Genomic DNA, 21,934 nt, shown 5'->3' on the forward strand with positions numbered 1-21,934 from the left:
ATCGATGGCTATATATTTTATAAGGCATGGAATAGATGAAGAAGGCTTTCGTGGGGGTTGGAGTCAACGTGGACTTGTAGTAGAGGGATATAGACAAGCCGAACGTCTTGGATATTATCTTAAGGAAAATCAATCTAGCTTTAACATAACCCGTATTCTTTGTAGTGATTTGCAACGTGCGTTAGATACAGCAAATGAGATCGCCAGAGAGCTTAATTTGCCTGTTGAAAGCAGCCAGTATTGGAGAGAAACGAACAATGGTGTAATCGCTGGAATGCCCCATGAAATCGCAAATGAACGATACCCGGGTCTTTATTTCTCGGCTTTAAGAATGGATGAGAGATTTCCAGGAGGAGAAAGTCCCCAGGAATTTTTTACGCGAATAAGTTCAAGTTTCTCAAAACTATGTAATGAACTGGAGAGTACTGATCCAAATGAAAATGTAATTATGGTCACTCATGGTGGCGTAATTAATGTTATATACCATATTTTAAAAGGGCTAACGTGGACGAATAAGAATGCTCATTTCCCGACTTCATATACTAGTATTCATAAAATAGAGTATCAAGCAGATAAGTGGGCAGTTACAGCAGAAAATCTTACGGAACATATATCAAGGGATCAGGCTACTGGTATGGCCAATTGATTGGGAGGTACAAATATGGGTTTATTGAATGCGCTGATTGAGCAAGCCAAGAATCCTAGAGGGTTCGTAGGAAATATCATGATCAAAATCATGAATCAGGCACATACCAGCATCACCGTTCAACGATGGATTTTTGGGACGATCACAGCGACTCAGACGCATTATTTCTGGCCGGAACTCGAACAAGATATAAGTGAAGCATTTAGGGTGCTGATAGCAGGCGGTACATTTGTTATTATTTCTGAGATCTATAAAATCAATTATCATATGAAGCAATTCACTAAGAACGAAGAGATGGAGCAGTTATTACGGAAATCGGGCTTTCAGACGGTAAATATTCACGAGAATAACAAATGGAGATGTTATGTCGGAAAGAAATAAAGCGGCCGCACCGCCCCAAAAAAGGACGACACAGCCGCTTCGTTTCACCAGCTAATTAAGCCGGGAAGGTTTTAAACAAACAACGAACGGGAAATGATGACCAGCAAGATGAAAAGTACCAAAATCGCTCCGGTCGAAGTGAAAGCTCCTCCTTGAAATTCACCCATGATTTATTCCTCCTCAACTTATGTCTTCTTCTCAATTGCTGTGACTGGTGTCGCAGCTTTCTGAGATAATGACATCATATGCCGAAGAGGGCCTGTTGCACTGGTCTATGGCCTATTGCTCGTCAATATGGGCTTTTAGGATACGTAATCCTTTAGGAAGATGATTTTTAAGCTGGCCTAAACTCGCCTTGCCCCAACTAATCGGCAAACCATCTAAAGTTACAAGTGTCCATCCATGTAATTCGCTGGGGACAGGCAGGCTTTCACCGCGGAGCCAAGCATGTATTTCCGGGCCCTCACTGCTGAGATCAAAGCTTCGTGATGCTTGTAGGGGCTGAAGTGCCATAGCTAATGCATGAGCAGGTTCAATCCGATTTTTCTTCAAATGGGCAATATGTAGTCCAGCTCGTGGAATACGCAGTCCGTCCAGCAGCCCGGTATGGAGGTTGCCATTAAAGGATTCTGGCAGCAAATAAAGAGATTCGCCGAAGAGCAGGGGTACACCTTGGCATGAAAGACCAGGCAGTTCTACCGCAGCCCAGTCTTGAAAAAGCTGGTAGGCATCACGTACAGAAGAATTAGTTTTTGGGTTGTTTTTGCTTCGGCGTTTTTTGGCGTTGCGGTTGGCATCGTCATTTACGGATACAGTGTCAATTTGCTTACGCAGGAGTGCAACAAAGTGACCTTCGCCCTTTTCTAAATGCGGCCAAAGGCGTTTGCAGGTGAGTAGTTCCATATCGGGGTAACTAGCCGTCAATCGAGCAATGGTTTCTTCATTCTCTTGACGGTTAAAGGTGCAGGTAGAGTAAGCTAAAGTACCCCCTGGTTTAAGCATAATGTAGGCGTCTTGCAGGATATCCCATTGTCTCGCTGCGCACATAACTACATGAGCAGGAGACCATTCTTGAATGGCTTTTGGATCTTTTCGGAACATGCCTTCTCCAGAACAAGGAGCATCCAGCATAATTCGGTCAAAAGCTTGCGGGAAACGCGCAGATAGCTGTTCTGGTGTTGCACAGGTTACGAGGGTATTCTTAATGCCCAGACGTTCAACGTTCTCTGCTAGAATTTTTGCGCGTTCCGGATGGATTTCATTAGAGATTAAGAGGCCTTGTCCCTGCATTAAACCAGCGATATGCGTAGTTTTACCTCCAGGGGCTGCTGCAAGATCGAGGACGGTTTCACCGGGTTCAGGTGCCAGCAGTTCAGCTGCGGACATTGCGGAAGGCTCCTGAATATAATATAGTCCAGCGGCATGGTACGGATGTCTGCCTGGTCGAGCGGGCTCATCATAATAAAACCCGCCCTGGCACCATGGGATAGGCTTCAAATTAAATTGTGAGACTGTACGGTCCACCGCAACTTGGCCTATGGCTGAGGTGCTTTTTAGCGGATTTAAGCGCAGTCCTTGAGTTCGTGGCGCTGAATAACTTTCTAGAAAAGCATCTGCCTCTTGCCCCAGCATTTCTTTAATAGATGCGGTGTAAGAGGCAGGCAGCTGTTCTTCCTTCATAGATCATTCTCCTTTTTCTTAGTTGCTGTTTCATGTTTATACCGATAAAATCAAGGTATGGGGAACGTAATCGTACCTGAAATTCTACATATATTCAACTATATCATAATTGCCAAGTCTTACAGTACACAGGGCAATTGTAAAGGGGATGTACCATATGAATTTGCTGCAAGCGCTCTTCTTCCCGCCGGAGCAACCCGGTGGTGTATCATCTATGATCCCTTATCTTCAGGAAAGATTCCGTTCAAGCCGTTGGGAGATGGATTTGTTTTGGCTGCCTAAGCGGATTCGCAATAAGGGGCATGAGGAAGTAATATTCGAGACGTTTGATTGGACGCAGTATGGAGAAAGTCCGATCGTTCAAAAATATATTCAGACCTATCGTGATTATTTATGGTGGACAAAACTGCGGATGAGTAAGCCTTATGATCTTATTCATTCTCATCATCCGATTGCTGGCTTAGCGATGAAAAAAGTTTTCCCTGATACTCCGTTAATTCATACCCTGCATTCCAGTTACGAGCGGGAATTGATTCTAAATGGAGCGATTTCCGAGGATGGCTTGGAGCATCGTTTTCTAGTTTCACTTTATCGTGAACTTGAGCATGTTAGTGATCGATTAATGACGGTGTCGCGATCTTTTGCAGAGTATGTGGCCCCTTATATTATTGATCCTTCTAATATAGGTGTTATACCGAATGGTTTTGATGAAAAAAGATTTAAGCCTGTTCCGCATGATAACGCTATTCCGCAGCTAGTGACCGTGACACGTCTGGTTCCGGCTAAAGGAATAGATATATTACTCAACGCTTGCGCGGAGCTTAAAAATCGCGGCCATGAGTATGTACTGCATATTATTGGCGACGGTCCTTCACGTGCGGATCTGGAAAAGATGGCCCAGCATTTAGGGATCTATAATGAAACGATCTTTTACGGATATACGCTGCACCCTGAAGAATTCATGCCATTCTTTGATATTTTCGTATTGCCCTCTCGGGCGGAGGCGTTCGGTTCAGTGTTTGCGGAAGCGGCACTTAGCTGCCTGGCTTTAGTGGGGACAAATGTGGGCGGAATACCGGAGCAGATTGAAGATGGTGTGAATGGTTTATTGGTCAGTCCTGACGATGAGATTGCTCTTGCTGATGCATTAGAGAAGGTGATATCTGATCCGGCTTATCGTTATGAGCTTTCGCGCTCCGCATGGGATAAAGCCAAAAGCCTATATTCGTTGACACGAGTTGCTAATGAACTTAAAAAAACCTATTTACAGTATCCTTCAGGAACGAAAGGGTGAGCACCTATGATTCCATTTCGCTTTCTGCATACTGCTGATTTACATCTGGATAGCCGTTTTGCCGGGCTGGCGCATATTTCGCCAGCCATTCGTGCTTATTTACGTGAGTCTACCTTTGCCGCCCTCGGGCGGCTTGTCCGCGTTGCGATCCAAGAGAATGTTGATTTTATTGTCATTAGTGGAGATGTGTATGATGTTTCAGATGCATCATTACAGGGACAGCTGCGATTTCAGGAAGCGCTCAAAGAACTCGGTGAGCACGGGATTCACGTGTTCCTGATTCATGGCAACCACGATCCGCTTGACGGACTGCGTCTGACAACGGAAATGCCAAAGCATGTTACCGTATTTGGCGGAGAGAAGCCAGATCACGCTACAGCTTGCCGCCGTATAGATGGCCAAGAAGTTGCCATCGTTAGTGGAATCTCTTACCCAACGGCGAAAGTGACGAACAACACAGCTGTAACCTTTTCTCGTAAACCTGGCAGCCGCCTGTTTCATATTGCGATGCTGCATGGCAATGTAGACGGTGATTTGCTGCATGAGACCTATTCTCCTTGCAGTCGCAGGGACCTTATCGAACGGGGGTTTGATTATTGGGCGCTTGGACATATTCATAAACGTAGTGTACTGCATGAGAAGCCTGTGATTGTATATCCAGGCAATATACAAGGGCGCAGCATTAAGGAAACCGGAGCTAAAGGCTGTTATATTGTGGATGTAGATGAGGCTGGAAGATCCACTCTGCAATTTCATGAACTGGATTTCGTTCGCTGGCAGGTTAGAGACTTATCTATAGAAGGATTGAGCAATGAAGCAGAATGGATACAGAAAGTGGAGCAGGTTATTGAAGACATCCGCGCGGAGCTCCCGGAGCTCATGTCGGTGGTCAGATTTCGTCTGATTGGGCGAGGGGACGTACATAAAGTATTGGCTGAAAAAGGGGCAGCAGAGGATTTGCTGTCTGAACTCCAGCGCCGTGAGGCGATTAGGGCTGAGCGTAAAGATTACAAAGGGCTTGTCTGGACGGAAGGGTTCGCTATAGAGTCCGGTTTAGCTATTGATCGCCAACGCTTATTGGAAGAGGATAGTTTTCTTGGAGAAATGCTGCGCATTGCAGAGCATACGGAACATTCCCCGGAAGCGCTCGAAGAACTATTAAATAGTGCGCTTAAACCGCTATTGGAGAATCAGGAGCTGCGAAAGCTGTTGTCTATGACTAGTCAAGAAGAGAAGTTGAGCTGGCTACGTGGTTCAGCAGAGCAGGGAATCACGATGCTTGGCGGGATGGATGATACTGTTGAAGCGGCGGAAAGTCCTTCGTATCAACAAGCCGGAGGGCAAAACGATGAGAATTGAACATTTGCATATCAATGGCTTCGGGCGTCTTCACAATCGAGAGATTCATTTAACGCAGGGAGTGACCGTACTTTATGGGCGTAATGAAGCAGGAAAAAGTACGACACTGCAATTCATACGCTCTATGCTGTTTGGAATTCCAAGCCGTGGAAATCCCTTGGAAAGGTATGAACCTATGCAAGGCGGATTGCATGGGGGAACTTTGAAGATACGTGATAGTAATGAAGGTTTGTGGACCATTCGCCGTTTTGCTTCAGGTGCTGAGGGATCAGGAAGAAATGAAAAGCTGAACATTACAGTAAATCATCCAAATGAAACGACTCAAGAGCTGGGACAAGCTGAAATGGAACGATATTTACTTGGGGGGATCTCTAGGAGTATGTTCCAGCAATTGTTCGCAGTTTCACTGGACGAGCTGCAGGAGCTTGCTGCCCTTCAATCTGAGGAGATGAGCAGCTTTCTTTTTCATGCAGGTATGGGCGGTGGCGGTACAATCATGCGTGCGGAACGCCGTTTGGTGCAGGAAGCTGAGAAGCTGTACAAACCTCGTGGCAAGCTGCAAGAAGCAGCAAAAGTTGTGCAAGCCATTGAAAAGCTTGAGCGACAAATGGTTGAGAGCCGTTCTTATCTTCCGCGATATAACGATAATATAGTTGCATTGAGGGTAACGGAGTCGGAGCTAGATGAATTGGAGCAACAGCGCAAGCTCACTGGAGAGCAGCTAGTGATGTTTCGAAAAGCACAGGAAGTCCGTGAGCTGTGGTTAAAGTGGAGCGAGGCTCAGCTAGAGCTGCAAGGATTGCCATTGATTTCAGCCTTTCCTGAAGAAGGAGCAACTCGCTTTCAGGCGTTTGAAGGAGAAATTCGGAATGCACAGGGATCAGTAGTACGTTATGAACGTCTTCTAAGCGAGCTTACTATTGAACTGGCAAAGAACCCTCCAGATGAAGTATTAGCAGCGCAGGGGCCTGTTTTAGAGCGGCTGGACCGGCATCGGAGCAGTTACGAGAACCGTAGAACGGAAAGACAGCGGCTTGAGGGAGAATTAACGGCGCTGAATGAGCATTTGCGGCGAATTCTGCGCGGCATTGATGTGAGCTGGGGCCCTGCAGAGCTGACTTCGTTCTCTGGGACAGCGGCGGATCGTGAAGCTGCACGGAAGTTTGCGGCGGCGTTCGCTAGTTATGACCGCCGCATGGAGGCGGAGGGTGCAACGCGGCAGTCGTTGCGATCCCGTTTGGCCGCTGCCTCAGCGTCGCTCCAAGCAGCAGAACGGACGCTGGCGCGTGAGCACGCTACCGGCGCGGAAGCTTTTGCGCAGCTGGCTCCGCGCAGCGCCCGTGAAGTGCTGCAGCTGTGGGACGAGCTGCAGCAGGCGGCCGAACGCTGGCGCGAAGCGCAGCTCAGCGAAGGGCCAGCGCGCGGCGCTGGAAGTGACGGCCTTGGCGCGAAGCGCATGGCCGCGCTCTACCGGCGCCTGCTGTGGGCCGGGGCAGCACTAACCGTGCTGCTGCCCGCAGCGCTGTGGCTGACCGGTGCTCCGCCGGCCAGCGCCGTGCTTGCGATCGGCCTGCTGGGCGCGGCCGATCTGGCCCTTTGGGCCGGCTTGCGCGGAGCGCGCCGGCCGGAAGCGTCCCCGCCAGAGCATGGCGGGGACGTCAGCGCAGCCGCAGCCGAGATGCTGCGGCTGCGGGGGCAGCTGCTCTCCGGGGCGGAGCCGGAGAGCGTTGTGCCGGGGCGGCGGACGGCCGCCCCGGGGTCCAGCCCTGACGCAGGCGGGCTGGAGGCCTCCATGAGGGAGCTTCGCAGGCTCATGGAGGCTTGGTCAGCTTGGCGGCAGCGCATCGAACGCTATGCCGCCGAGCGTGATGCCTGCCGCACAGAGCTGGAGACGCTGGCAGGCCAAGAGAAGCTGCTCGCTGAAGAAATGCACCGGGCGGAGGCGGCATTCACGGAAACGGCTGAGCAATATGAAGAATGGCTTCGCCAACGCAGGTTGCCTGAAGGATTATCTCCTGAAGGGCTGCCGGATATTTTTGCTATGGTTGAACAAGGGAATGAGCTGCTGCGCCAAGAGAATAAACTCTCCTTACGATTGAAGGAGCTGGAAGCAGAATGTAACGTGTTTGAGGAGGAGCTGCTCGCTCTTATTTATGAGTCGGGTGCTGATCTTGGCGACGAGTCTGGTGTAGCGGCAGCTGGTTTTGAAATAGATCCGCAAGAGGGGAAACGAGTATCTGCATTAACCTTACTAAGCTGGCTGGAACTGCGAAAAAGAGCATGGGATGATCTGAAAAAGGACTTGATTCGCCGGGAAACTATGCAGTCAAGATTGCAGGATGTGGATGAAGAACTCAAGGAGAGCCACAGGATATTAGGTGAGCTGAGAGAACAGCGTGAACTTCTGATACAGGAAGGCGGGGCGACTGGTGGAGAGGATTTCTTACGCAGGTCAGCAGCTGTGCAGCGGCGCAGTGATCTGAATAAATTGATTCGCCAGTGGGAGCTTGCTATGTTCGGTGGTTGGGAGGAGGAGCGGGTTGCTGCTCTGCTGGAATTATTAAATCATCATGATGTGGAAGCATTGCAGCTGGAGCGGTCATTGGCTGAAGAATTGATGGAACGGCAGGAAGAGGGTTGGAACACCCTGCTGGAGCAACGAGGCAAGCTGCTTCAGGAAAGGGAGTATTTGAAGGAGCGCTGCGTGGAGGATTCCGTTATTCAGCAACTGGAAGAGCAGAGAGCAGCCTTGCGGATCGTGGCTGATAAATATGCAGTGGCAGCGATAACTGCCGAACTAATCGGGCGAACTCGCCGTGTGTATGAGCAGGAGAAGCAGCCACAGGTATTACTGCTTGCCTCAGATTATTTCTCCAAGCTGACGGAAGGGGAATACAAAAGGGTTGTTATGACACTAGGGCATAAAGAGCTGAAAGCTGAACACAAGGACGGGGGACTGCTGGACAGTGGACTGCTCAGCCGAGGGACGGCAGAACAGCTGTATCTTGCCATCCGGCTGGCATTGGCAGAGACCATGTCACGGCAAGTATCGCTGCCGCTGTTATTCGATGATCTCTTCGTTAACTTTGATGAGTCTCGTCTTCATGCTGCGCTTGGACTTCTTGGAGAACTGTCGATCTCCCGCCAGATTGTGATGATGACCTGTCACAAGCATGTGGCGGAAGCGGCAGCACGTATGATTCCTACAGCAGCGGTTATTTCCGTGTAGTTCGGGTGATTGGTTTTACAGATACGAGACTGTTCCCCTTCTCCTTTGAGTTCGATAAGGTATTATCTCCTGGTGGAGTGGACCATGGCGTTCGCAGCAGCTTGACAGCCCAGACTAATGATAAGCCTCCGAAGATTGGGTAGAACACCGAGAGAAGTGAACTAAAGCCAAACTGGCTCAGTAAATAGCAGACCAACATCAGAAGAGGTGTGATTAGTGCAGTTGATAGGGGAAGCCGTTGCTTAAGCTGTACAGCTACTCCATAAATATCGGCGACAAAAGTGCTGAAGATCTCCAAAAAGATCAGCAGCAGATATATAGTTTGCACTACAGTACCCAACCGGACGGCGATGCTGCCCATCGGAATTTCAAACTTGAGAATCCCTGGCATCTGTGAGCTCATTGCGAAATGTGCGGCAATCAACATAAAACCAATCCCGGTACCCCCAATAATACCGCCCCATACAAGGGATTTTTCTTCCTCTGTGTGACGAGCCATTGGGACTAAAACAGCTTGTGCCATCCCTAAATTAAAGGCGGTGTAAAGCAGCGGTGACATCCATGCCCCAAAGAGAGAGCGATCGTTATCAAGGAACAGGAACCTTCCAGCTCCCGGAATTTGAAAAGTATTAAAAATAATGATAAGTGACAGAGTAAGCATTAAAGGAACAACAATACTGTTCATTTGCAGAATACCGGAAATCCCTCGTTTTAGCAGAAAGTATGAACCAAGCAATGTGATAAGTAGTCCAGTCTGATAATGAAGTCCGAGATGCTCCTGAAAAATAGCGCCGGCCCCTGCAAGCATAATACTGTTTACACCGATCAGGACGACCATCGTGAACAAACTGATGGTGCTTCCGACCTGTTCGCCGAAGAGGTGACGGTTAAAGTCTTCATAGGATTCCGCTTCTATTCGCCGAGCAATGACCATCATTTTTGTACCCAGCCATATGAACAATATAGTTGAGAGCAGGATGGTCAGGACTGCCCAGTGCCCGTAACGTGTGAAGAATTTTAATATTTCCTGCCCGGTGGCGAATCCGGCTCCTACAATGGTGCCAATATAAGTGAAAGCGATCTGTAATGTTCGGACATGTGATTTCATGGCTCCCCTCCTAATAGTTTTACGAAGCTAAAGAAAAATCATAACGAGTGCTATGCAGGATAACCTTGTGTACTCTGTATAGTACAGGTTATGATGAGGATCAGTAGGACATGACTTCCGTCGTAATTGCTTTATGATCAGTGATTAATTTGTACGGAATGTCTGCGATTATAAAGGGTATTGGAGGTTCAAAGTCATGGAAGTGTTGAAACAGCGGATTTTGGAAGAAGGTGTCGTCGTTTCGGATGAGGTACTGAAGCTGGATGCACTGCTAAATCATCAGGTTGATCCACAGCTTACGATGGAAATGGGACGGGAGTTTGCCGGGAGGTTTGCGGATTCAGGAATTACTCGTATTGTGACCGTTGAATCCTCGGGCATTGCCGTGGCATTTGCCACCGCGTATGAATTAAAGGTGCCGCTAGTTTTTGCACGCCGCAAAAAAACTCTGTTAGCTGATCCGGATGCGCTTTGCGAAAGAGTTCCGTCTTTTACAAAAGGTATCGTTACCGATATTATGTTGTCTCGCCAGTTCATCTCTCCAGAGGATAAAATCCTCTTTATTGATGATATTATTGCCAATGGTGATGCAGCGCGTGGCTTGATTAAGATCATTCAACGTTCTGGCGCTGAGCTAGTTGGTCTTGGTGTTGTAGTAGAAAAAAGCTTTCAGGCAGGGGCTCGGACGATCAGAGAGCAAGGCATTCGTCTGGAGTCACTCGTAAGAATTACCTCTCTAAATGGAGGCACCATCGAATTTGGGGAATAACCTAATTGGTAATAAGAACAGGCCTATTTTTTAAACAACTGCTTTTCACCCTATGGATTTTCCTTTATAATAAAAATTAGACATAGGGAGGAGGCGTCACAATGGGGAAAGAACCGGTGACTGAACAATTTTTTATTGATAAATTAACCGAGGCCAAGGATCATTTCGAGCGTGCGCTGGATTGCAAACACACGGAATTCGACGATCTGTATCCCTATATGATTGAACATCCTCAGTTTTTTTGGTACAAACGCTATGTAGCCTGGTCAGAGCTTCTGACAATCAAAGGTTTGTGCGAAGAGTTATCCTTCCCGTGGAGGGAGAAATTCACAACTAACCAAGTGGAGTATCTGGAGCAACGTGTGATGTCCGCTAAAGTTCTTGACTTCTGGTTTGAGAAGAATGAAGCGCTGATATAAGAATGCTTTAGTAGACATGCAAGTCGTTAATTGCCTACATGAGACCCAGATGATTTATCATTTGGGTCTTTTTTCTGAGACTAAATAGGACAAGTTATGACAGGAGGGATTAATAATGATTAGCGATGAGCAATTGGATGCCTATCGGATTTCCGGTGAGAAAATTCGTGTAGTGCGTGATGGCTTGGAAAGTAACGATGTAAAAGGGATAGTTCTTGCTTGGGATGATTCTCAGGTGATGATACGTCGTCAGAATAGACGAGTAGTGAAGCTGGATCGCAATTATATATTCCAGCCATTTAGCGAACCAAGACAAGATCCGGATAATATATAATTTTTACAGTAATAATATCCGCAGTAATAATCTTCATAATACAAAACAGCTCCTCGCCCTACTGGGCGGGAGCTATTTCTGTAATATCATTTGGGATTATATAGTTAGAGCTAGTTCAGACGCATTCTCTTCTCTGGAGAGTATGGAGAGTTCTGTGGACAGTCCAAGATACGCGCGCATGCGCAGCATCATTTCTCTACGGAAGCCTGGCCATAATATATTCATCTCTCCTTGAAATCCTCTACAGGAATATAAGGCTTCGACTCCTCTCTGATCTTGGCGAACGGTAGTAATCTTCAAATCATGGGAGCTCAGCTCGCGCGTAACCTCTTGAAGCATTAGTGACGTCTTCTTTGTGGCACCAGATACGAGCTCCATATATAGCTGAGGGGTCTTAAACAGGCCGCTTCTACTGATTACACGGCAGTCACGTTCGAACACTTTATGAATAAACGTTAGCAGCAAATAGCTTCTGACCAGGGACAGTTCTTCTTTAGTTACTTCTTCATCAATAATGGATGTGTTTAGCTTTGTAGTCGCCATTATAAATCACCTCATTTATATTATGCGAACTTTTGTTCTCATTATACCTTATATTCGGCAACAAAAGCAATAATTATCCATAAATTAATGAATGATAAGAAAACGGCGAAAATATATTGACGTTGAATTCTCAGCGTGGTATGATCTATCTTGTGACCGCAATAAGCGAGTCATTATAATACGCGGTCATGGCGGAATTGGCAGACGCGCTGGCTTCAGGTGCCAGTGGTAGCAATATCGTGGAGGTTCGAGTCCTCTTGACCGCATAGCTAAAAGGATTATAGAACTGCTCTAGTAGCAGGTTTATAATCCTTTTTTTGTGTTTTTCAGCAGACGGTAGTGCGAAAGAGGAAGGTATCCTTAAGATACGTCACCTGAGGCTAACGGACCCAGATGAAGCTATTTGCTCATTTATCGCCTTTTGAGCGTAGTATCGGACCCCAGTGCAGCTATTGCATGGAAAAAGGATCACAATTGGCGTTTTTTATGCCAATAGCGACTGTAGGGTCCGATAGGAATCCAAATCTGCTTTAAAGCTGCAAATAAGGTCAATGGGGTCCGACAAGAATTCAAAGTGCTCTAATGCTACAAATAAGGTCAGTTGGCCCGATAGAATCCAAATGTACTCTAAAGCTGCGAACAAGGTCAGTTAGTCCGATAGAAATCCAAGTTTGCTCTAAAGCCACGAATAAGATTAGCTGGGTCCGATAGAAAACCAAATGTGCTCTAAGCTGTGAATAAGGTCCGCGGAGTCCGATAGTGTCTCCACGCGCAGATTGGATAAAAACTAATTTGTATTTTGCTTCTACGCTACTCGCCCCGCGGAGTCATCATCATCACCTGAGGCTAACGGACCCGGATGAAGCTATTTGCTCATTTATCGCCTTTTGAGAGTAGTATCGGACCCCAGTGCAGCTATTGCATGGAAAAAGGATCAAAATTGGCGTTTTTTATGCCAATAGCGACTGTAGGGTCCGATAGGAATCCAAATGTGCTCTAAAGCCACAAATAAGATCAGCTGGGTCCGATAGAAAACCAAATGTACTCTAAGTTACGAATAAGGTCAGCGGGGTCCGATAGAAAACCAAATGTGCTCTAAGCTACGAATAAGGTCAGCGGAGTCCTATAGCGTCTTTCCACGCGCAGATTGGGGAAAGACTAATTAGTGTTTTGCTTCTACGTTACTCGCCCCGCGGAGTCATCATCATCACCTGAGGCTAAAGGACTCAGATGAAGCTATTTGCGCATTTATCACCTTTTGAGCGTAGCATCGGACCCCAGTGCAGCTATAGCATGGAAAAAGGATCACAATTGGCGTTTTTTATACCAATAGCGACTGTGGGGTCCGATAGGAATCCAAATGTGCTCTAAAGCCACGAATAAGGTCAGCTGGGTCCGATAGAATCCAATATGCTCTAAAGCCACGAATAAGATCAGCGGAGTCCGATAGAGCCTTCGCACGCGCTGATTAGCGAAATACTAATCTGTGTTTCGACCCGTCGTTATCTGCAATAGCGAACTGCGTTTGCTTCTAAGCTACTCGCCCTGCAGTATCCGATAGCACCATCGCACGCGCAACTATGCTCGAATCCAATAAAGTTTGTTGTCTAGATCAAAGTCTAAGACACGAAAGAAAACAGGTGCACCCGGCATGGCTTTTGGGACACACCTGTTTTTTTACAGGATAATGAATTACACTGTTGCTCTACGCAGCATCAAAAACGATAAAAGAGCGTACACAACTGTCAAAGGCATGGACCACAAAGCAAGTTCAAATGCGGTATATCCAGCAAACCAGTTGAAGAGGTCTACCCACCACTGATTATAGGTCATTAATAATACACCGAGACTGCACAGGATAAACATAGCCCCTGAGAAAATGAACAAACCGCTTCGGCCAAATCTCCGGAAGATACTGGATATCATTAGCCCCAGAAAAAACATATTAAGAAAGAGCACAAAATACATCCACAGCTGTTCTATGGCATTACCATCATTTAAAAAAGGCAAATGAAAATAATGTAGTTCCAAACCCCAGCCACCCGTGAGCTTGCTTTCAATGATTGCGAGCAGGTAGAGGAGAATTGAGTAGGTGGCGCTAGTTATAATAGCCATTAAGGAAGTGCCTATGAAATAATCCGTTCTGCGTTGACTTAAGCCCAGAGCAAAAGGGAAGGTCTGCACCAAAATGAGTATACCGGTGATTAACATATAAATGAAGATGGAGACGAGACCGCCGGTATAGATTGGTTCTTGGATGAAAGAAGCGACGATGACATTTACCAAGAAGCTGGATAACAAGATTACCCAAGGCATATACAACCATAACCACTTATCTCTGAAATGCATTTTTATCATGCCTGCCGTAGGATTCATTACACGGTCACTTCCTTTCCTAGAGTTTTTTTATTTGTGAGATGAACGATTAATTGCTGTAAAGATACAGGTGAGATCTCTAAGCCTAACTTTTCAGCATGTGCGTGATCTTTCGCGTTGAAACCGATAATGGTGGCCGTAAGCAATCCGCCAAAAGACTCGCGGGAAATGACTTGTTTGCCGGCGATAAAATCTTCGATCTTCGCTGTCGCGCCGATTACCGTAACAGCTTGCCCGCGAAGGGCTTCAGCATCTTCGTTAATAATTAGCTTGCCGTTGTCGATGACGATAACATGCTCTAAAAGCTGACTTACCTCATCGATCAAATGGGTGGACAAAACAACTGTGCGTGGATTTTCAGCATAATCTTCAATTAGGCGATCGTAAAACAGGCTTCTAGCTACAGCATCAAGTCCTAAATAGGGTTCGTCAAAAATGGTAAGCGGGGCACGGCTGGCTAGACCTACTACAATTCCTACAGCCGAGAGCATACCTCGGGATAGCTTTTTTATTCTTCTTTTTAATGGCAGATTGAAATCCTTGATTAAAGAGTGAGCATATTCCCGATCAAAGTTTGGAAAAAATAATTCGGATACCTCCAGTACATCGATGATTCGGTACGTGTCCGGATACCTTTGGCTTTCCTTAATGAAGCAAATCTGCCTGAGAACCCGGTTATTCTCGTACGGATGTTCACCAAATACGTTCAGGACACCACTTGTGGGGAAAAGCTGAGCTGTGATCATATGCATTATTGTGGTTTTTCCTGCACCGTTTCTGCCGAGAAGCCCGTATATCTTGTTTTTCTCCAAAGAAAAACTGAGTTCATGGATGGCAGTGACATTTCCGTATGACTTAGTCAATCCTTTGATTTCAACAACTTCATTCATGACTCGTTGTCTCCCCTCTGAATCATAATTGTTAATTGATCCAACGTAATTCCTAATTTTTCAGCTTCACGGATCATGGTTACTACATACTGTTCATAAAATTGTTCTTTTCTCTTCTCCATCAATACTGCACGCGCTCCAGATGCCACAAACATACCGATTCCTCGTTTTTTGTACAATATCCCTTGATCCACAAGCAAATTCACACCTTTCGCAGCTGTAGCCGGATTGATCTGGTAGAAAACAGCAAACTGATTTGTCGAAGGAACTTGTGATTCCTCCAGCAGTGTTTCTTCGATGATGTCATTTTCTATTCGTTCGGCGATCTGCATAAATATCGGTCGTGTATCATCCATTAAGTTTCCCATGTATTCACCGCCAACTTCATTGGTTAGTTAGTTATGTAATTAACCATATATGCAACGAAGTTAATTGTCAATATTTTTAATTATTTTGGGCTGTATCCACATAAATAAAGGCTGCCCAGAATGCTCTGGATAGCCTTTTATTTGCACAACATATCTGCTATGATTTTGTCCTTGGTAAAAAAGAAGGGGGAGTTCAGCTATGAATGATTATGGTCCGGATCTGTTCAAAGATACTGCAAGCTATTACACCAGATATCGCCCGCTATATCCGTCCTCACTGATTCGATATCTAGTGGACAAATTCTCACTTCACGGAGAGGGCCGGTTGCTGGACTTAGGTTGTGGTACTGGGCAGTTAGCGCTAAGGTTTGCGGATTGGTTCGAAGAAATCATTGGCGTAGATACTGAACTAGAGATGCTAGATGAAGCAAAGCTGTTATCACAGTACAACAGGGTTGAGAATGTTAGCTGGCAACAGGGGAGAGCGGAAGAACTATTCAATGACTGGGGTTCCTTTCGTCTCATCATGATGGCTAAGGCGTTTCACTGGATGGACCGAGAATCCATACTTGAAGTTCTCTATCATAGTTTAGATGATAACGGTGGTATTGCTGTAATTGATACTTTTAATGAACAACAAGAACCGTTACCTTGGCAACAAAAGGTAGAGGAAGTAGTGAAACGCTGGTTGGGTGACGAAAGAATAGCCGGAAAAAGTACATATAAACATCCCCAAGAAAGACATGAGGATGTTGTAAAGCGATCCAGTTTTAAAGACGTTAAAAGACAGGTATTACCGAGTTATTCCATCACTTGGACTGTTGATTCGATACTAGGAAATTTGTATTCTACGTCTTATGCTTCTAAGCGATTATTTAGAGATAACTTAGAACGTTTTGAAGATGATATGAAATCAGCTTTATTAGAAATAGAACCTACAGGTGTATTTACAGAGGACTTGTCGGTTTCCGTCATTACTGCCTTTAAAAAAGAAGCGGATTTACGATAAAAACCGCGCATTGATCTCACCGCATCCTGCTGTGTTAGGACTTAGTTTAAGGCGATACGTGTTCTTTTTTAGTATGGATTTTACTTGCTTAGGCGTAAGAGAAGGGTTCTTCTGGAGTAATTGCGCGATCACACCCGAGACGATAGGTGTTGAGACACTGGTACCGGACAGCACAAAGTAATCTTTAGCAATCCGCAAATAAGGAAGCTCGCGATCCAGCTTGGATCGTGGAGCACGAAGGGAGATGATCGTCTCGCCTGGAGCAACGAGATCTGGTTTCTTCCTTCCTCCCGGTGCGGGTCCGCGACTGGAGAACCAAGTGATTCGGTCGTCCGCTTGTGTGAGCGTGCGACGGTCATCCACTGCACCGACAGTAATTGCTGAAGGACTAATCCCTGGAGATTCGATCGTACTGCGTCCCGGGCCGCTGTTTCCAGCAGCTATTACAACGTTAAGTCCGGCTTTAATTGCTTTTTCTACAGCTTGGCAGAGTGGATCATCTGAACAAGGAAGATTCACCTTACCCCCGAACGACATCGAAAGAATACGAAGATTAAGTCTTCTCCGATTCGCAATACACCATTCAATTCCTTTAATGATTGTGGAGTCATATCCATCGCCATTTTTATCTAGTACTTTGACACCTACTATCCCTGCCTCTGGAGCAGGGCTTTTGTATTTTCCTTTACTCATCCATCCGTTGCCTGCTGCATCCCCTGCGATATGAGTTCCATGGCCGTTATCGTCATAGGGCTGTTTTCTATGATTGATAAAATCTTTAAAAGCAACTATACGGTTAACAGGGCGAAACAGGTCAGGGTGACGATACACCCCTGTATCAAGAATCGCAATGTTTATTCCTTTTCCGGTAAGCCCCTTTTTCTTTTGAGCGGTTGTAGAACCAATGGATGGTGTGGCTATATTAAGGGATGTTTTTTTGACTTGATCCAAATAAATTTTCTCGATTCCATCCCAGCGGCACATCCGGTTCAAGCAGCTTTTTGAAACTTTGGATGATATCGAATTGAGCAGGTGAAGATGATGTCTGATCGGAAGGTCGTGGGATTTTAAATGCTTTTGTAAAGACTGTAGCTGGGCTGTAGTTATTTTTTGTTTGAATTTAATGATAACTGGAATGGTATTCGCTTTATATCCTGGATAATAGGAACGTTGAACTCTTTTTCTCAAGGAATGGTGCATTTTCGAATGATATTGCTCTAGCCATTTTTGACCGTTCATTAGTAATGAATCACCTCTTGAAGGTATTATATGCACTGCAGAGCTAGTGGACACGAAACTATGAAACTAGGGTTTAACATATTTTCAGATTTGTAGGTGAAAGAGAGGTCAAATCTTACGATTCTTGCATTTACTAACGTATCCTAAAAAGAAAGTGGTGAAATAAATGGCAATGATTAAAAAACCAGTTAACAAGCAAGCTGTTATGGCTAGCAAAGTTCTCGCGGCTAAAAAAGCGAAAGCAGCTGCTACAAGAAAGAAACGGAGAATTAGACAGACTCTGGATAGATTCATTGTTGTTGCTATTGGTACAAATGCAACGGGTACACCTAAAGATACTACGGGGTGGACAGCTTCATTGAGAGCTGGAACTACAACGGTTACTGCTGATTTTGACGAATTTGGTGTAGTTAGATTCCCAACAATTAGTACCTTAACATCGGTACCTTATCTTCTCACTTTAAGAGATGAGAGTGGAGCTACTATAAGAAGCTTTAACGTTCCCGCAGACCGCGAATTTTTTGTGGCTAGATTCTAGTTTGGACAAGCCAGGTCAAGTAAACAGCATGCGTCGATTTTATATCGATGCGTGCTGTTTTTTTTATTTTTCTAACTTTGATTCAATTGAGTAATTTGTTACAGACAAACAGAATGGGGGGATGCCATACTTTCAGCATCATAATTTTGGGAATATAGTACAAAAATGGACAATATATAAGGCGGGTGAGAGGTTTCGTGAAAGAAAAAGGGAATATATCAGGAATTCAATATTTTTTATTAGGAATGCTTGTATTTTTAATGTTAGGAATGGATATGTTCATCATGGGATTAGATCAATGGTTATGGGGGGATTTGTTTAATATAGACGACTTTTTTGTCAGCCCTTGGTACGTACTAGTTGTTCATTGGAGCATAGTTACCCTATTGTGGGCAGTAGGAGCTATGATGTTTCTACTTTGGTTCAGGAAGAGGAAGATGATTGAACAGGTTATATCTTTTCATTGGAGCTCTAAGGTCATTCCTTTGTTAATTGTAGCTTTTATATCAAGCTTTTTGTTCGCTGTGTTGGAATTTTGGATTAATGGGGAGAGCATTCCACAGATTTATAGAGAATATGAAAACTTCAAGTTAGAACATGGTTTTATGGGCATATGGGTTGCCTTGGTTCAAAACATATATTACATTGTGGAAGCTGTACTAGTTGTACTATTGGTTGCGCTAATGCAGCGTGCAGGAGAAGTATGGTTTAAGAATCCTTCTCTTCCTTATGGGGGAATAGGTTTAATGCTGACTTGGGGATTAGGTCATTTGACGCATGGTCTGCAAAGCGGCTTGTATATTACTGCTTTTTCTTTGGTATTTGGCTGGCTGTTTGTGAAAGCGGGCAAGCAGTGGTGGCCAAGTTTTCTGTTTATCTGGCTTGTATTTGTTTTATAATAATTAGTTTAACGGGGGGACACCATTGTACAATTCAGAGAAGAGAACAATTACTACTGAAAGATTGATTTTAAGACCTTTTGCATTGTCTGATGCACAGCGTGTCAGTGAGCTCTGCAATAATTATAATGTTTACAAAAGTACATTAACTCTACCTTATCCATACCCTATTGATTGTGCATTATCATGGATTGAAACACATGAAGTTGAGTTCAATAATGATAATTCATATGAATTCGCTATTACTGATAAAAATACAAACGAACTGTATGGTGCTATAGGTTTGAGAAATAACCGGACACACAGAAATGGCGAGCTTGGATATTGGATAGGCGAGGAACACTGGGGTAATGGATATGCTACAGAAGCAACAAAAGCGGTCATTAATTTTGCTTTTACAGAAAAACATTATCACAAAGTGTACGCCAGATTCTTTGCTTCAAATCCTGGTTCGGGACGAGTTATGCAAAAATCTGGCATGCTGAAAGAAGGCGTTTTGTTACAGCATATTTATAAAGAGAATGAGTTTGTAGACCTTATTCATTATGGGATATTAAATACGGGAGTTACTAACTAACGCTTGGATTTCATGCACCACTATTTGAAGTCACGCCCATAGGGCGTGGCTTTTTTATTAGAAATGCTAGTTGGCTTCAACGGACAATAATGAAATTCCTTCTTATTTAAAATTAAAATAAAATTCTTGACACTTCTCATTGATAACGATTATCATAGGAAACGATGAGTGAAAATGAAAATCATTATCACTACATGAAACGTATAAATATACATATTTGGAGGGATAGATTTTGAAAAAAATATTAGTACTACTGGTTATTGCAGCGCTTACGGCAATGACTGCATGTTCGTCTACAAATACAGCGGACAATCCAAAAAATGAAGCGGTAACGAATACAACTGCTAATGAATCGAAAGAAGCAAATGCAGCAAAAACTACAGAAGTAGCAAATACAGCGGAAGCTGCCGGCAAGGTGTACAGTCTGGAGAATGATGGTGTGGATGAAGCGTTGTTCAACGAAGCGTTAAGCCAATTCCCAGCCAAAGTACCGGAGCGTATTGTAACAACTTCTGTACCGTTAACAGAAATGCTTTATTTGCTCGGCATAACACCGGTAGGTGTACCAACTTCAACGAATCCAATCCCTGCTGATTTCGAAACAATTGATCGTATTGGATCACCTATGGCGCCGGATCTGGAGGTAGTAACAAAACTCGAACCAGACTTGCTGCTGGGAGCGGAATCTCTTCGCAGCACGTTGGACAAATCGCTAGAAGGAATCGACCTACAAAAAGCATATTTGAGAACAGAATCATTCGAGGATCTAAAGCTTAGTCTCAAAGTATTAGGCACTTATTTTAATAAAAAAGATGAAATGAATGCTGCTTTAACTAAGATTTTGGACAAAGAAAATGAGCTGAGTCAATTAGCAGAAGGTAAAGAACTGCCAAGCGTGCTGCTCGTAATCGGAACCGCAGATTCCTTTATGGTCATGAGTGAGAAATCTTATTTAGGTAGCTTGGTTAAAAAGCTTGGTGCTGATAACATCGCAACTTCTGTATTGCAAGTTACTGACACTTACTCACCTATCAATATGGAGAACATTGTAGCCGCTGATCCAGACATCATTCTCGTACTCGCTTCAGGCGATCACGGAGCGACTGAGGATAAGTTCAAAAAAGAAATAGAGAAAAATGAAACTTGGACAAAGCTTTCGGCTTATGCAAATAACAAAATCAACATTCTAGATTACAGTGTATTCGGTGTCACTTCGATTATTAACGCGGAGACAGCCTTAACCGAAATTGCAAAATACTTCTATGAATAATTAAAGGAGACAGCAAGTGATAAATACATCTCGTAGCAGAATTATTGTTATTGTAACGTTAGCACTTGCGCTCGTTGCCGCTATAATTGCGATTGGACTAGGCTCAGTATACATTCCTATACCAGACATCCTAAGCACGATCTTTGGTTCAGCGGCAAAAGCGGTGAATGCGACCATCATATGGGATATTCGTTTGCCGCGTGTATTACTGGCGATGATCATTGGGGCAAATATCGCGGTTTCGGGTGCTCTTCTGCAAGCCGTGATGGGCAACCCACTTGCTGATCCAGGATTGACCGGTGTAACGAGTGGAGCGGCTGCATGTGTGCTTGTCATTATGCTTGCAGCCCCACAATATACGGAGTTCATTCCAATTGCGGCTTTTGTGGGTGGACTAATCGCTGCAGGGATTGTATATGCATTAGCGTGGAGAAGAACCGGCATTTCGCCCATCACTATTATTTTATCAGGAGTTGCTGTGAATGCTCTTTGTGGGGGATTAATAGGACTCCTGACCATCATGTACAGCGACAGACTTCCGGCAGCGGTCCAATGGTTAAACGGCAGTCTGGCTGCTAAAGGGAACAATGCTTTGATGATGGTTTTCCCGTATGCCATAGCAGGCTGGATCTTATCCTTTTTCGCGATCCGCAAGGCGAATATTATACGTTTAGGGGATCAGGTAGCTTCGAATTTAGGTGAAAATGTGGACCGAATTCGTATTCTACTTTCCTTGCTGGCAGTATTTCTAGCGGCTATCTCTGTAGCGGCTATTGGGATGATTGGCTTTGTAGGGCTTGTTGTGCCACATATGGCTCGATTGTTGGTGGGTTCAGACTATAAATTTCTTTTGCCGATGAGTATGGGACTTGGTGCATTGGTATTGTTGATAGCAGATACAGGTGGACGTACCCTATTTGCACCTTTAGATATTCCTGCGGGTATCCTTATGGCGGTGATCGGTGGACCTTATTTTCTATACCTGATGAGAAAGAAGGCGTTCTAA

22 protein-coding genes and 1 tRNA gene are annotated in these 21,934 nt (G+C 44.9%); 15 read left to right on the top strand and 8 right to left on the bottom strand.

What is annotated here, in order from left to right:
- Positions 1-4 precede the first annotated feature (4 nt).
- Positions 5-646 (top strand): histidine phosphatase family protein, encoded by a 642-nt coding sequence (locus tag NST25_RS10685; RefSeq protein WP_340393957.1) that lies wholly within the window; start codon positions 5-7, stop codon positions 644-646.
- A 15-nt stretch (positions 647-661) separates the two neighbouring features.
- Positions 662-1,027, top strand: coding sequence for a hypothetical protein (locus tag NST25_RS10690; RefSeq protein WP_340393958.1), 366 nt, complete (start codon positions 662-664; stop codon positions 1,025-1,027).
- Between the two features lie 71 nt (positions 1,028-1,098).
- Here the strand turns inward: NST25_RS10690 and NST25_RS10695 are convergent, their stop codons facing one another.
- The gene (locus NST25_RS10695) at positions 1,099-1,194 is read right to left on the bottom strand and encodes a sporulation protein YjcZ (protein WP_081383126.1); all 96 of its coding nucleotides are present in this window, start codon (positions 1,192-1,194) and stop codon (positions 1,099-1,101) included.
- 112 nt (positions 1,195-1,306) lie between these two features.
- Entirely contained in the window at positions 1,307-2,707 is a 1,401-nt protein-coding gene (locus NST25_RS10700; RefSeq protein WP_340393959.1) for an RsmB/NOP family class I SAM-dependent RNA methyltransferase, read from the bottom strand.
- 157 nt (positions 2,708-2,864) lie between these two features.
- Here NST25_RS10700 and NST25_RS10705 point away from each other — a divergent pair, with 157 nt between their 5' ends.
- The 3 genes from NST25_RS10705 to NST25_RS10715 are packed head-to-tail and all read left to right on the top strand — an operon-like array spanning position 2,865 to position 8,589.
- Positions 2,865-4,001 carry a glycosyltransferase family 4 protein gene (locus NST25_RS10705; protein WP_076191391.1) on the top strand — a complete coding sequence of 379 codons (1,137 nt, stop codon included), beginning with the start codon at positions 2,865-2,867 and terminating at the stop codon, positions 3,999-4,001.
- 6 nt (positions 4,002-4,007) lie between these two features.
- Positions 4,008-5,360 carry a DNA repair exonuclease gene (locus tag NST25_RS10710; RefSeq protein WP_340393960.1) on the top strand — a complete coding sequence of 451 codons (1,353 nt, stop codon included), beginning with the start codon at positions 4,008-4,010 and terminating at the stop codon, positions 5,358-5,360.
- Positions 5,350-8,589: an AAA family ATPase gene (locus NST25_RS10715; protein WP_340393962.1), complete on the top strand. Its 3,240-nt coding sequence runs from the start codon at positions 5,350-5,352 to the stop codon at positions 8,587-8,589. Before NST25_RS10710 ends, NST25_RS10715 begins: the two co-directional genes overlap by 11 nt.
- On the opposite strand, the gene NST25_RS10720 is transcribed toward NST25_RS10715, so the two are convergent.
- Entirely contained in the window at positions 8,576-9,697 is a 1,122-nt protein-coding gene (locus NST25_RS10720; protein WP_076301199.1) for a hypothetical protein, read from the bottom strand. The two genes, NST25_RS10715 and NST25_RS10720, sit on opposite strands and share 14 nt — an antisense overlap.
- 196 nt (positions 9,698-9,893) lie before the next feature.
- Between NST25_RS10720 and NST25_RS10725 the strand changes: the two genes are divergently transcribed.
- From NST25_RS10725 to NST25_RS10735, 3 genes are all read left to right on the top strand, one after another.
- Positions 9,894-10,466 (top strand): xanthine phosphoribosyltransferase, encoded by a 573-nt coding sequence (locus NST25_RS10725; protein WP_038569895.1) that lies wholly within the window; start codon positions 9,894-9,896, stop codon positions 10,464-10,466.
- 101 nt (positions 10,467-10,567) lie between these two features.
- Positions 10,568-10,885, top strand: coding sequence for a hypothetical protein (locus NST25_RS10730; RefSeq protein ID WP_036689410.1), 318 nt, complete (start codon positions 10,568-10,570; stop codon positions 10,883-10,885).
- Positions 10,886-11,000: 115 nt separating this feature from the next.
- Entirely contained in the window at positions 11,001-11,219 is a 219-nt protein-coding gene (locus NST25_RS10735) for a hypothetical protein (RefSeq protein WP_076186635.1), read from the top strand.
- A 96-nt stretch (positions 11,220-11,315) separates the two neighbouring features.
- On the opposite strand, the gene NST25_RS10740 is transcribed toward NST25_RS10735, so the two are convergent.
- Positions 11,316-11,762, bottom strand: coding sequence for a hypothetical protein (locus tag NST25_RS10740; protein WP_051491615.1), 447 nt, complete (start codon positions 11,760-11,762; stop codon positions 11,316-11,318).
- Between the two features lie 182 nt (positions 11,763-11,944).
- On the opposite strand from NST25_RS10740, the gene NST25_RS10745 reads away from it, so the two are divergent.
- Positions 11,945-12,028 (top strand) — tRNA-Leu (locus tag NST25_RS10745).
- Between the two features lie 1,426 nt (positions 12,029-13,454).
- Here NST25_RS10745 and NST25_RS10750 read toward each other — a convergent pair.
- The 3 genes from NST25_RS10750 to NST25_RS10760 are packed head-to-tail and all read right to left on the bottom strand — an operon-like array spanning position 13,455 to position 15,396.
- On the bottom strand, positions 13,455-14,138 hold the full coding sequence (locus NST25_RS10750; protein WP_076277473.1) for a hypothetical protein: 684 nt from the start codon (positions 14,136-14,138) through the stop codon (positions 13,455-13,457).
- Positions 14,138-15,028 carry an ABC transporter ATP-binding protein gene (locus NST25_RS10755; protein ID WP_076301198.1) on the bottom strand — a complete coding sequence of 297 codons (891 nt, stop codon included), beginning with the start codon at positions 15,026-15,028 and terminating at the stop codon, positions 14,138-14,140. The genes NST25_RS10750 and NST25_RS10755 overlap by 1 nt, the downstream gene beginning before the upstream one ends.
- Positions 15,025-15,396 (bottom strand): GntR family transcriptional regulator, encoded by a 372-nt coding sequence (locus tag NST25_RS10760; protein ID WP_340393964.1) that lies wholly within the window; start codon positions 15,394-15,396, stop codon positions 15,025-15,027. Before NST25_RS10760 ends, NST25_RS10755 begins: the two co-directional genes overlap by 4 nt.
- 199 nt (positions 15,397-15,595) lie before the next feature.
- Here NST25_RS10760 and NST25_RS10765 point away from each other — a divergent pair, with 199 nt between their 5' ends.
- The gene (locus NST25_RS10765) at positions 15,596-16,405 is read left to right on the top strand and encodes a class I SAM-dependent methyltransferase (RefSeq protein ID WP_076304822.1); all 810 of its coding nucleotides are present in this window, start codon (positions 15,596-15,598) and stop codon (positions 16,403-16,405) included.
- Here the strand turns inward: NST25_RS10765 and NST25_RS10770 are convergent.
- Entirely contained in the window at positions 16,397-17,644 is a 1,248-nt protein-coding gene (locus NST25_RS10770; RefSeq protein WP_340393966.1) for a S8 family peptidase, read from the bottom strand. The genes NST25_RS10765 and NST25_RS10770 overlap by 9 nt on opposite strands.
- A 166-nt stretch (positions 17,645-17,810) precedes the next feature.
- Between NST25_RS10770 and NST25_RS10775 the strand changes: the two genes are divergently transcribed.
- The 5 genes from NST25_RS10775 (at position 17,811) to NST25_RS10795 (ending at position 21,934) form a co-directional block, all read left to right on the top strand.
- Positions 17,811-18,182: a hypothetical protein gene (locus NST25_RS10775; protein WP_081383124.1), complete on the top strand. Its 372-nt coding sequence runs from the start codon at positions 17,811-17,813 to the stop codon at positions 18,180-18,182.
- Positions 18,183-18,379: 197 nt separating this feature from the next.
- The gene (locus NST25_RS10780; protein ID WP_076304824.1) at positions 18,380-19,081 is read left to right on the top strand and encodes a hypothetical protein; all 702 of its coding nucleotides are present in this window, start codon (positions 18,380-18,382) and stop codon (positions 19,079-19,081) included.
- A gap of 25 nt (positions 19,082-19,106) precedes the next feature.
- Positions 19,107-19,658: a GNAT family N-acetyltransferase gene (locus tag NST25_RS10785; protein WP_076280935.1), complete on the top strand. Its 552-nt coding sequence runs from the start codon at positions 19,107-19,109 to the stop codon at positions 19,656-19,658.
- A gap of 232 nt (positions 19,659-19,890) precedes the next feature.
- Complete coding sequence (locus NST25_RS10790; RefSeq protein ID WP_081391904.1) at positions 19,891-20,928, top strand: ABC transporter substrate-binding protein; 1,038 nt, start codon at positions 19,891-19,893, stop codon at positions 20,926-20,928.
- A gap of 16 nt (positions 20,929-20,944) precedes the next feature.
- A complete protein-coding gene (locus NST25_RS10795) occupies positions 20,945-21,934 on the top strand; it encodes an iron ABC transporter permease (protein ID WP_051491618.1) in 990 nt (329 codons plus the stop codon).

It is taken from the genome of Paenibacillus sp. FSL E2-0190 (assembly GCF_037992965.1).
GTDB classification, from domain to species: Bacteria; Bacillota; Bacilli; order Paenibacillales; family Paenibacillaceae; genus Paenibacillus_AQ; species Paenibacillus_AQ odorifer.

Coding starts and splice junctions, on each gene's coding strand:
- NST25_RS10685 (WP_340393957.1), top strand. CDS start 5: ATGGCTATATATTTTATAAGGCATGGAATAGATGAAGAAGGCTTTCGT.
- NST25_RS10690 (WP_340393958.1), top strand. CDS start 662: ATGGGTTTATTGAATGCGCTGATTGAGCAAGCCAAGAATCCTAGAGGG.
- NST25_RS10695 (WP_081383126.1), bottom strand. CDS start 1,194: ATGGGTGAATTTCAAGGAGGAGCTTTCACTTCGACCGGAGCGATTTTG.
- NST25_RS10700 (WP_340393959.1), bottom strand. CDS start 2,707: ATGAAGGAAGAACAGCTGCCTGCCTCTTACACCGCATCTATTAAAGAA.
- NST25_RS10705 (WP_076191391.1), top strand. CDS start 2,865: ATGAATTTGCTGCAAGCGCTCTTCTTCCCGCCGGAGCAACCCGGTGGT.
- NST25_RS10710 (WP_340393960.1), top strand. CDS start 4,008: ATGATTCCATTTCGCTTTCTGCATACTGCTGATTTACATCTGGATAGC.
- NST25_RS10715 (WP_340393962.1), top strand. CDS start 5,350: ATGAGAATTGAACATTTGCATATCAATGGCTTCGGGCGTCTTCACAAT.
- NST25_RS10720 (WP_076301199.1), bottom strand. CDS start 9,697: ATGAAATCACATGTCCGAACATTACAGATCGCTTTCACTTATATTGGC.
- NST25_RS10725 (WP_038569895.1), top strand. CDS start 9,894: ATGGAAGTGTTGAAACAGCGGATTTTGGAAGAAGGTGTCGTCGTTTCG.
- NST25_RS10730 (WP_036689410.1), top strand. CDS start 10,568: ATGGGGAAAGAACCGGTGACTGAACAATTTTTTATTGATAAATTAACC.
- NST25_RS10735 (WP_076186635.1), top strand. CDS start 11,001: ATGATTAGCGATGAGCAATTGGATGCCTATCGGATTTCCGGTGAGAAA.
- NST25_RS10740 (WP_051491615.1), bottom strand. CDS start 11,762: ATGGCGACTACAAAGCTAAACACATCCATTATTGATGAAGAAGTAACT.
- NST25_RS10750 (WP_076277473.1), bottom strand. CDS start 14,138: ATGAATCCTACGGCAGGCATGATAAAAATGCATTTCAGAGATAAGTGG.
- NST25_RS10755 (WP_076301198.1), bottom strand. CDS start 15,028: ATGAATGAAGTTGTTGAAATCAAAGGATTGACTAAGTCATACGGAAAT.
- NST25_RS10760 (WP_340393964.1), bottom strand. CDS start 15,396: ATGGGAAACTTAATGGATGATACACGACCGATATTTATGCAGATCGCC.
- NST25_RS10765 (WP_076304822.1), top strand. CDS start 15,596: ATGAATGATTATGGTCCGGATCTGTTCAAAGATACTGCAAGCTATTAC.
- NST25_RS10770 (WP_340393966.1), bottom strand. CDS start 17,644: ATGAACGGTCAAAAATGGCTAGAGCAATATCATTCGAAAATGCACCAT.
- NST25_RS10775 (WP_081383124.1), top strand. CDS start 17,811: ATGGCAATGATTAAAAAACCAGTTAACAAGCAAGCTGTTATGGCTAGC.